7 protein-coding genes and 1 pseudogene are annotated in these 9,781 nt (G+C 51.3%); all 8 read right to left on the reverse strand.

The annotated features are described in order from the left end of the window. Window positions 1-579 precede the first annotated feature (579 nt). On the reverse strand, window positions 580-1,053 hold the full coding sequence (locus tag J3481_RS15005; protein WP_206832719.1) for a DUF1641 domain-containing protein: 474 nt from the start codon (window positions 1,051-1,053) through the stop codon (window positions 580-582). Then, window positions 1,028-4,012, reverse strand: a complete 2,985-nt coding sequence (fdhF, locus tag J3481_RS13910; RefSeq protein WP_206832724.1) for a formate dehydrogenase subunit alpha — start codon at window positions 4,010-4,012, stop codon at window positions 1,028-1,030. Before fdhF ends, J3481_RS15005 begins: the two co-directional genes overlap by 26 nt. A 143-nt stretch (window positions 4,013-4,155) precedes the next feature. Further along, window positions 4,156-4,560, reverse strand: coding sequence for a DUF2294 domain-containing protein (locus tag J3481_RS13915; protein WP_206832720.1), 405 nt, complete (start codon window positions 4,558-4,560; stop codon window positions 4,156-4,158). Window positions 4,561-4,952: 392 nt separating this feature from the next. After that, on the reverse strand, window positions 4,953-6,509 hold the full coding sequence (locus J3481_RS13920) for a succinate CoA transferase (RefSeq protein ID WP_206832721.1): 1,557 nt from the start codon (window positions 6,507-6,509) through the stop codon (window positions 4,953-4,955). 191 nt (window positions 6,510-6,700) lie between these two features. Continuing rightward, window positions 6,701-7,369: a LytTR family DNA-binding domain-containing protein gene (locus J3481_RS13925; RefSeq protein ID WP_206832722.1), complete on the reverse strand. Its 669-nt coding sequence runs from the start codon at window positions 7,367-7,369 to the stop codon at window positions 6,701-6,703. A gap of 345 nt (window positions 7,370-7,714) precedes the next feature. Next, entirely contained in the window at window positions 7,715-8,530 is an 816-nt protein-coding gene (gene istB / locus J3481_RS13930) for an IS21-like element helper ATPase IstB (protein ID WP_206832723.1), read from the reverse strand. 71 nt (window positions 8,531-8,601) lie between these two features. Beyond that, on the reverse strand, window positions 8,602-8,919 hold the full coding sequence (locus tag J3481_RS15160) for a Mu transposase domain-containing protein (protein WP_456237096.1): 318 nt from the start codon (window positions 8,917-8,919) through the stop codon (window positions 8,602-8,604). Then, a pseudogene (istA, locus tag J3481_RS13935) lies at window positions 8,893-9,675 on the reverse strand (IS21 family transposase); the annotation flags it as partial. The pseudogene istA and the gene J3481_RS15160, both read right to left, overlap by 27 nt. Window positions 9,676-9,781 lie beyond the last annotated feature (106 nt).

Genomic DNA, 9,781 nt, shown 5'->3' on the forward strand with positions numbered 1-9,781 from the left:
AGGGATCGAGCTCTGGTGGTTGCTTATCACCATCGTAGCGCGCAACATCGCCATTTTCATGATCCCGTGGCGTCGAAAATCGACATGAGGGTCTACTTGAGGCAAACCGCCGTGATTCGGAGTGCATTCACTAAGTTACAGAGCCGCAGAATGTCTGCACTATGATCTACATTCCGTACCTACAATGACGACAATGTTTTATCCCATAATCGCTGGCCACTGAAATCAATTCCAAGAACAATAGCAGTGAGGGGATATCGAGGATAAATGATTCACCAAGAACAATAAAATCAGAATATTAAGCTCCGTGATGATGTCTGTCATGAATTCGTAATTAGGTAGGACATCAGTCCATGCCAACCACAAACACACGTCATGTACACGCTTCAGCGGGTGATCTATTGAGAACCCAGTTTCAATTAACTAGAAAAACAAGCTTAGCTTTAGAAGATAGCGAACACCGTTTGCAGGATCACTCTATCACTGAACTGGATATGTTAACGCTGAACAAGAATCCGGCGGAGGCAAAGTAGCTCTCCACCGGATCGTTCAATGCGCTGAAATATGCCTATGAGAGAACTAGAGCCTTTCGCCCAAGCCCTGTAACAATCCAAGCACGAACGCCAAGGCACGGTTGACGCCCGGGTCTCGCAGCGCCTTTACGAGTTCGAAGACGCCGACCTTCTTGTTCGATTCGAGGTTTTCTTGCCCGCGCTGAAGACCGACGACTACAGCATCCACCAACGCACCAATCTGGTCTGGATCAATCTTCCCGACCAATCCAACCGCGGTCATGGCATTTTTTACCTTGTTCAACACAGACGGTTTCAGAATCTGCTCTAACGCAATGGAGGCGATCTTCTCCTTCGAATTCAACGCGGCGTGGAGAATTTCAAGGACCCCACTGTTTTCAAGATCTTGAATCAGCACCAGCAAGCTCTGCAGTGCTTTTTTGTGATCTGCGACTGAATCCTCTAGTTCATGTAGGGCGATCCGGTTCTGCTCCGGCTTCGTGAGTTCGATTCGTTTAATGTTGGTGATTGGACGTGCCACTTGTGACAACCCTCCGCGCTTGTTCTTCTACTGGAATGTATCCGGGCCGCTTCCATTTCCGCTCCACTTCGACACCGCGTTGCGGATTGCGCTTCCCAAACCGCGGGTTGTTGCGTGGTAACGGTCTCCGCCCGTTCGGTTGAAGCACCTCCATCCGTACGAAAGTTTCCTTGTACGCGGGAGTGTCCGTACGGACATCCGTCGCCGAGCCCGTTAAGAGGTTCACGGCTGACTGGTCGCTCGTGGTGTTCATCGGCAGATACAGTTCCTTACCGCGAACTCTGTCGGTGACAACCGCCCGGACCTTGACTGATCCGTAGCGCGACACAAGCCGAACCAGGGCTCCGTCTTCGATACCGCGTTCCTTGGCCAACTCCGGCGAAATCTCCACAAACGTATCCGGAACTTTCTTTCGCAGGCCTGGGGACTTGTCCGTCATGTTTCCTTCGTGGAAATGCTCGAGCAAACGCCCATTGTTCAAATGCAAATCGTATTCTTCGTCGGGTGTCATTGGCGGAACCCAGTTTGGCAAAGCCAACCGAGCCTTCCCATCGGGGAACCCAAATCCTTCCGTGTACAACAACGGTGTATCGGTTCCGTCCGGCGCAACAGGCCAGAGCAGACTGTTGTAGTCCTCGAGCCGGTCGTAAGTCACGCCTGCGAAGATGGGTGCGACTTTCGCAGCTTCGGCCATGATTTCGCTCGGATGCTGGTAGGTCCAACCTGCACCCAACCGATTGGCGATCGCGCAAATAATCTCCCAGTCCGGCTTGGACTCCCCGAGAGGCTCAAACACTTGATACAAACGTTGAATACGTCGTTCGGTATTCGTGAAAGTGCCTTCTTTTTCCAAACTTGGACTGGCAGGAAGCACCACGTCCGCAAACTGAGCTGTCTTCGTGAAGAATACGTCCTGTACTACAAAGAACTCCAACTGACTGAGCGCTTCATGGACGTGGTTCGCGTTCGTATCGACCCACGCCATGTCTTCTCCCATGAGGTACATTCCACGAAGTTTACCTTCGAGGATGGCATTCAACATCTGCTGATTGTCCATTCCAGGCGTCGTTGGAAGTGGCGTACCCCAAACGTCTTCGAATTTCTTCCTGGCGACTTTATCACTCACCAGTTGATACCCAGGCAGCCAGTTTGGCAACGTACCAAAGTCACAAGCGCCTTGGACATTGTTGTGACCACGCAGCGGGAACGCGCCGGCTCCAGGGCGGCCGTAGTTGCCCGTGACTAATAGCAAGTCACTGATTGCAGCGCTGGTCTCACTTCCACCACAATGCTGCGTGACACCCATGGCCCACAACACAGCAACCCCGTTCGCTTCGTGAATCATAGTCGCTATTTGAATCAAATCTGCCTTCGAAATGCCTGTGATCTCTTCCGCATAATCAAGCGTGTACTTATTAAGCGATTTCCTGTACTCGTCATACCCCACAACCCTTTCGCTTAAGAATCTCTTATCATGCCATTCTTGATCTATAATGTATTTCGTTACTGCAGAAAGCCATACGTGATCTGTTCCCTGCTTCGGTCGTACGAAGAGATCTGCGCGTTCCGCCATTTCGTGCTTGCGCAAGTCAACCACGATCAACTTTTGACCGTGGAGTTTATGGGCACGTTTCACCCGCGTTGCAAGCACCGGATGCGCCTCAGCGGGGTTGGCGCCCACGATGATCACAAGCCCTGCCTTCGCAATATCCTGAATCGTTCCGGAATCTCCGGCAAGCCCCACAGTTCGCATCAAACCATCTGTCGCAGGAGATTGGCAATAGCGGGAGCAATTGTCCACGTTGTTGGTCCCAATCACTGAGCGAGCGAGCTTTTGCATCAAGTAGTTTTCTTCGTTCGTCACTTTCGAGGAGGAAATGAAACCGAGGGCATCTGGACCGTATGTTCGTTTGATCTCTTGAAATTTCTTGGCAATCAAGTCCAGCGCTTCATCCCATGTCGCTTCGAAAAACGAATCCCCGCGCCGGATCAAAGGTTTGGTGAGCCGCTCCTCGCTATTAACAAAATCCCACCCAAACTTCCCTTTTACACAAGTGGAAATTCCGTTTACAGGCGCCTTTTCTGTGGGTTCGATCTTTAGGATCTTCCGTCCCTTCGTCCAAACGTCAAACGAGCATCCTACACCGCAGAATGTGCACACTGTCTTCGTCTTGCGAATCCGCTGCTCTCGCATGGCGGACTCAATTTCCGAAATCGCAAAAATCCCACCGTATCCGGGTTCCACCTGTTTGACGAGATCAATCATGGGATTCAGCACGTGAGAAGGAGTGCTTGACAGAAAACCAGCTTCTCCGAGCATGGACTTCTCCATCAGGGCATTGGTCGGACAAACGGTGACGCAGTGTCCGCAGGAGACACAGGAAGATTCATCGATGGGAACATCGTTATCCCATATGACTCGCGGTATATCCCGCTCCCAGTCAATGGACAACGTTTCGTTCACCTGCAGATTTTGGCAAGCCTCAACACACCGTCCGCATAGGATGCATTGATCTGGATCGTACCGGTAAAACGGATTGGACATGTCTTTCTCATACCCCTTGGGACGGTACGGATACTTTTGATGCTCAATTTTCATGAGCTGTGCGGTATTATGAAGAACACAGTTGCCATTGTTGTTATCACAAACGGTACAGTAGAGCATGTGGTTCTCGAGAATTCGGTTCATCGCCTCAACGCGCGCAGCAACTGCAAGTTCAGATGAGGTTTGGATGTTCATCCCCTCATCTACCTTGGTCGAGCATGCCCGCACCAACTCTCCATTCACTTCCACCATACAGGTATCACATGTTTGAATGGGTCCCATATTGGGGTGATAACAGACGTGAGGATGATCAATACCATTCTGCATTATCGTTTCTAGAATCGTCTGCCCTTCCGAGACTGTTATCTCTTCCCCGTCGATTACCACAGAAAATTGCAAAGCAGGACTTCTCATGACTGCACCTCCAATAAAAAACTCCACTAAAACCCCGGCCTCCTATTACTGAAGGCTAGGTTTTAGTGGAGTAGTTCAAAGCACTTCCTGTGCTTCTTCACCAATCCACAGGATATGAACCGCTTAATCCAAGCGTAGCACGTTTACTCTTGATCGTCCAGTCCTAACGGACGATCAAAAACATAAACCGTGAAGGCTGTATCCAGGTCGATATCATAATCGCAAAAAATAGTAACCAATTTAGCATGGACCAACTGTTCAACTTGAGTTCTGATATCTGCATCCTTATACAGTTCCTTGATAAAACTTGTTCGAAGTTCTCGGACAATCCGCCTGCCTTCTTCCGATCGAATAGCAAACCTTTCCACACTGGTAAGATTGCCTTTCATTTCACAAGCGACCCACGGTCCCATAAACCTCGTTGTTATGTGTTCAGGTCCCTTGCCCACGTACTTCTTCCGTATTTCTCGTACAAGATTGCTGAATTGATGTGTAACCCTTAAGGCAATCACTTGACTGAATCCCCCCTCACCGCTCTTTGTGATCATTCGTGCTCGTCTTCTGTGCAAACGAGAGGGATTATGCTCACATCATACGAGGTTATCATAACCCAGATCAACCCGACTTCGACATTTCGTATCCATACAACCCCCCGAACCTTTTGTCCATGAAGGCTCGGGGGGCTTGTGGGTGACTTGCGTAGTATCTACAAACCTCAAACCTCGTGCTCGTGCGCTGCACGCCGATTCCGTCTGCCGGGCACTTCGTCACCGGGCGCACCGCACGCATACGGATATCTGACCATGTCGTCGAGTTTGGGCCTCAACGAGGCAGTCCACACATGCGGCGTACACGAAGGGATAATCCAGCAGTCGGCGTTTCTAGATCACCGCATCGATCCGTTGAGTCTACGTATTTTTCCCAACCATCATCGTCGGACTCAGAATGGCTCGCGACGATACTGACTTGCGAACTCGAGTACATCGGATCGGGCAGCATGTACCAAAGAACGCATGTCACCATATTTCAGCATCCGAAAATGCCAATCCCATGCTTCGCTAAGCACATGAGGCGTATGACCTCCCAAGGACTCAGCTCTTCGCACATACTCTATGAGCTCGTCCTTATAATCGGGGTGAACTAGGTGACTGATGATTTCACGCGCGCGCTGCCGAGGACTCAAACCGCGCAAGTCTGCGATACCACGTTCCGTCACAATGACGTCTACATCATGCTCTGGGTGGTCGACGTGTGTGACAAATGGAACAATACTCGAAATTTTCCCGTCTTTTGCCGTGGATCTCGTTACGAATATGGAGAGGGCTGCGTTGCGTGCAAAATCGCCGGACCCGCCGATACCATTCATCATGCGCGTCCCAAATACGTGTGTGGAATTCACATTTCCATATATATCGACCTCTAAAGCCGCATTGATGGAAATCACGCCCAAACGCCGCACGATTTCAGGGTGGTTGGAAATCTCCTGAGGCCGGAGCACCACTCGGTTTTGATATTGTCCAAGATGCGACAAAACATGCTCGCGCATTGAACGTGAGAGTGTAAACGAACAGCTAGAGGCTAACTGCACCTTACCGGCATCTAGAAGTTCAAAGGCCGCATCTTGCATGACCTCTGTATAAAGTTCCAATCTGTCAAAGGGACTATTTCCGAATCCACTCAACACTGCGTTCGTCACAGACCCAATGCCGATTTGCAGAGGACCGATATGCCTGGGCAAACGGCCACGGCGGACCTCATGAACCAAAAATTCCTTAATGAATTCAGCCATTGCATGCGTGTCTGGATCAGCAGCTGACACCGTTGAAGGCGTATCCTCCTCAGTCGAAAGGACAATCGCTACAATCTTTTCTGGAGAACAAGGAATATAAGGTGTCCCAATTCGATCTGCCACGTTGACTAAGGGAATGGGCTTACGGTGAGGTCTCGCCGCAGGTACATAAATATCATGAAACCCCTCTAAGTCTAGAGGCGCAGACAAATTGATCTCTACAATAACTTTGTCAGCCTTCTCTACAAAAATGGGGCTATTCCCGACTGAGGTCGTTGGAATAATTCCCCCATCTTCTGTGATGGCTGTCGCCTCAATGATTGCAAAGTCAATCTTACCGAACCATCCGCTCCGAACCCATTCAGCTGTCTCGCTAAGATGTTGGTCGACATACTCGATATCGCCTCGATTGATCCTGTCTCGGAGGAATGGTTCCGATTGAAATGGAAGACGAAAGAAAATGCCTCCCTTTTCCGCCAATATCTTATCTGTATCTCCCAATGATGCTCCAGACAGTAGGCGAATCCGAGTATTTTCGTTTGTCTTTGAGATTCTCCGTGATAGCGCCTTCAACACAGCTTTGGCATCACCTGACTTTGTGAACCCACTTACCGCGATTGTCATGCCGTCATGTATCCAACCCTGTACCTCATCCACCGATAATACTCGAGAACGGAGAGACACATTACGAATCCTGTCCTCAAACACGTTCCCACCTCTTTTTTATGAAAGCGAATTCGATACTGTCGTTTTTTAACGTAACCCTCCCTCTCATAGTGTGCATCTGATTTCTGACGGAAAGCCATATTTTGCGACGAAACTTAATATATTCGGATAAGCCATGAGCGAAATAAGGGAGGCACTATTGAAAAGGGCAGTCTGTCTCTCGACTGCCACTTTTAAAAACCGAGTTTCTCACGAACGAAACGTACGTAGGTCTGAGAAACCGGCAATTTTTGTTCTGTAGGGAGCTGGAGGATTATTAAAAGCCCGGAATGAAAATCGCGTTCAATTCTCTTGATCCAGGCCACGTTGACGATGTACGACCGGTGAATACGCAGGAACTGATGCTGGGCTAGCTCGTTCTCCAAGATATGCAACGGAAGAGAAGTGGTGTACGAGGTCTCTACTGTATGAATCCAAGTGTGTTTCTCATAACTTTCAATCCAAACAATATCCTGAAGATGAATTGGATACCACGCATCCTCTCTACGTCCTATGAGAAAGGGATAGGAAATGCGCTTCACCTTATATCTTGGCGGCAAGATGATCGCTAAGGCCATTTGCCTTCCTGGTTGGGCATGAAGAAGATATCCGACACCGTGGTACGGAAGACCATAAACTGATTCGTCCACATCGATCTCTACGCGCTTCTTTGCGCAAAACACACGATTGGCTACGCTTCCAGGACGCACAAGATCTCCAGGACGCAAACGCAAATCGTACTCACCAGCGTGATAAAAAATGTATTTTCCTTCACTTGCAACTGCAATAGAAGCAACTTTAGGGACCCAGTCGGTCAGCATGGATGGCAAGTCCATGAGAAGGGGCAGATCTTCCATGTGCATCGCTCACCTCATATGCTAGTATTACCAAGCCCACAGGAGTCCATTCGGCGGGATTTGACCGTCCATCAGCACGATCTGACTAGGTTCCAGTGAGTCTCTTCCTGATCTTAATCGAGTTAGACTCGCATTCAACACTTCGGAGTCACACAAAGCCCCACGAATCCCTTGCTCGTGCGGATTCACGGGACCTGTGAATAGCTCGCGTACTGTTGACAGCCTGCGTGCGCGAGATTTGCACCTCGGTCATTTCGGTACGCTGCACGACGATGCTGTCAACAGCGGATTAAAACTCCCCAAAAAAATCGCGCTCGATTCCCCAAAAACAGCGGTTTCGATTCCCCAAAATCATCGCGATTCGTTCCCCACACATACGTTCGCTTCGTCTCGTGTTCCCGACAATGCGTGCGTAACGCCAGCTCGTAGCTTGTCTTTCATCCGGTAACTGTTCCCACTGATATTCACGGTCGTTGCGTGGTGCAGCAAGCGATCGTGCAAGGCGGCAGCCAGGACCTGATCGCCGAAGAGCGTTCCCCAGTTCGTGAAACTCGTGTTGGACGTGATGATCAACGACCCTCGTTCGTACCTCTCCGATACAAGCCGGAAAAAGTTCGCGGCGTCAAGCGCGTCAAGAGGCAAGTAGCCAACCTCATCACAGATGAGAATCTTCGGCTGCGTATAGACTCGGAGGCGCCTGTCCAGCCGCCCTTCTTGGTAGGCTCGGCGCAAATCGCTCACGAGTTTCTGCATGGTGACGAAGTAGACGCTCATCCGCTGGCGAATCGCCTCCATGCCGAGGGCCACCGCCAAATGCGTCTTTCCCACCCCCGGAGGTCCTAAGAAGATCACGTTTCCGCATTCCTCGACAAACATAAGCGTTGCGAGCTCTCGGATTTGGCGCTCATCCACAGACGGCTGGAACGAGAAATCGAAGTCGGCAAGCGTCTTGTGGAACGGGAAGTTCGCCAAGCGTAGCCGAGCCTGCATGGCCCGGCTATGCCGTTCCTCCTGCTCAGCCTCCAGCAAACGCTGGAGAAATGCGACATAAGTCGCCTCTTGCCCAGCAGCCCACTCCACACACGCCGACAAGACGGCAGCAGCTCGCTTCAAGCCCAGGTCCAACAGTTGTTCCTCGACCTGAGCTACCACCAACGCTTCGCTCATTGCACATGACCTCCCATGGCGATCTGTTCATAGACCGCAAGTTCGCGCTGCTCCACGTCCGGGTCGACTTGTCATCCCGCCGTCTTACCCCGCGTCGGATTCGCGGTGTCCCGAGGGATGTTCTTGTAGTGCTCGGGATCCGTGGAGATTTGATGCTTGCCGGACAGCAAGCGATGTTCCGCAATCACCTGTCCGCCGTATTCGATCTGCAGGCGACCCGATTCGAACTCCCGAACCAGAACTGTGTGACCCACATACCGCCAGGGGACGGTGTACAAATTCGTGTTCCAGGAAACCCGGCAGTCATTCATCACCTTCCGAAGGCCTGCACAAGCCAACACATATGGGGTGGCCGGTAGCGGTTGCAGCTTCTCGGCTTGAAACCGCACGATGGGCTGTTCACGTGTCGTTCCATGGATGCGGATGTTGGCCACGTGATCGCGCCACCATGCGACCTGTCGGTTCAAATCCTCTTCGTCCACAAAGGCAACGGGCCAGAAGTTGTCTCGGATGTAGCGAATGGGCCGTTCCACCTTGCCTTTGGTCTGGCTCCGACGAGGCCGACATGCCTTGGGCACGAATCCGTAGAACTTGGCAAAGTCGAGATAAGCCGGTTGCCAGTCGACATGGCCTTGACCGTCATTGGCGATCACCAAAGGCGAACAGTTGTCGCTGAGAATGACTCGTGGCACACCGCCAAAGAACTCCAGCGCGTTGCGAAGGGCCTGAAGGATATGCAGTTGGTCTGCCGCTTTGATAAACTCAACGTAGAGCATGCGGGAGTAGGCGAGTACCATGGCGAAGGCCCAAATTGTTCGTCGCTGGCCGTGTGAATCGTAGTAGGGGAAGGCCCCCAAGTCGATCTGGGCTTGTTCACCAGGATCCGACTCAAAGCGCTCGGTGGCCTTGGCAGAGACCACCGGGCGGAGTGGCTTCATGAACTCACGCAGGACGGTGATGCCGCCGGTATAGCCCTGCTCCCGAATCTCTCGCAGAATTCGTTCGGCGTTCAGAACACCGAGTTGCATGCGTTGCTTCACGTAGTCCTTGTAGGGCTCCAGCTTGGAACCTCGCTTTCGCTCTCCACGCGACGCTCTTTCGCCCTGCTTCTCCTCCAGCGATGAATTCAGTGCGTTGCGAATGGTCTTTCGGTGTGTTTGCTAACGTAAAAGTTGACCACGTGGGGGTACATTGACAACCAAAAAGTTGACCACCCCGGCACCTCTTTCCTGTACCCTGGAGTTTGGCACG

Origin of the sequence: Alicyclobacillus fructus, assembly GCF_017329605.1 — a bacterium.
GTDB classification, from domain to species: Bacteria; Bacillota; Bacilli; order Alicyclobacillales; family Alicyclobacillaceae; genus Alicyclobacillus; species Alicyclobacillus fructus.

What these genes read in the sequence shown, in the direction of transcription:
- fdhF (WP_206832724.1), bottom strand. Translation starts at nt 4,012, where the DNA reads ATGAGAAGTCCTGCTTTGCAATTTTCTGTGGTAATCGACGGGGAAGAG.
- J3481_RS13915 (WP_206832720.1), bottom strand. Translation starts at nt 4,560, where the DNA reads ATGATCACAAAGAGCGGTGAGGGGGGATTCAGTCAAGTGATTGCCTTA.
- J3481_RS13925 (WP_206832722.1), bottom strand. Translation starts at nt 7,369, where the DNA reads ATGCACATGGAAGATCTGCCCCTTCTCATGGACTTGCCATCCATGCTG.
- istB (WP_206832723.1), bottom strand. Translation starts at nt 8,530, where the DNA reads ATGAGCGAAGCGTTGGTGGTAGCTCAGGTCGAGGAACAACTGTTGGAC.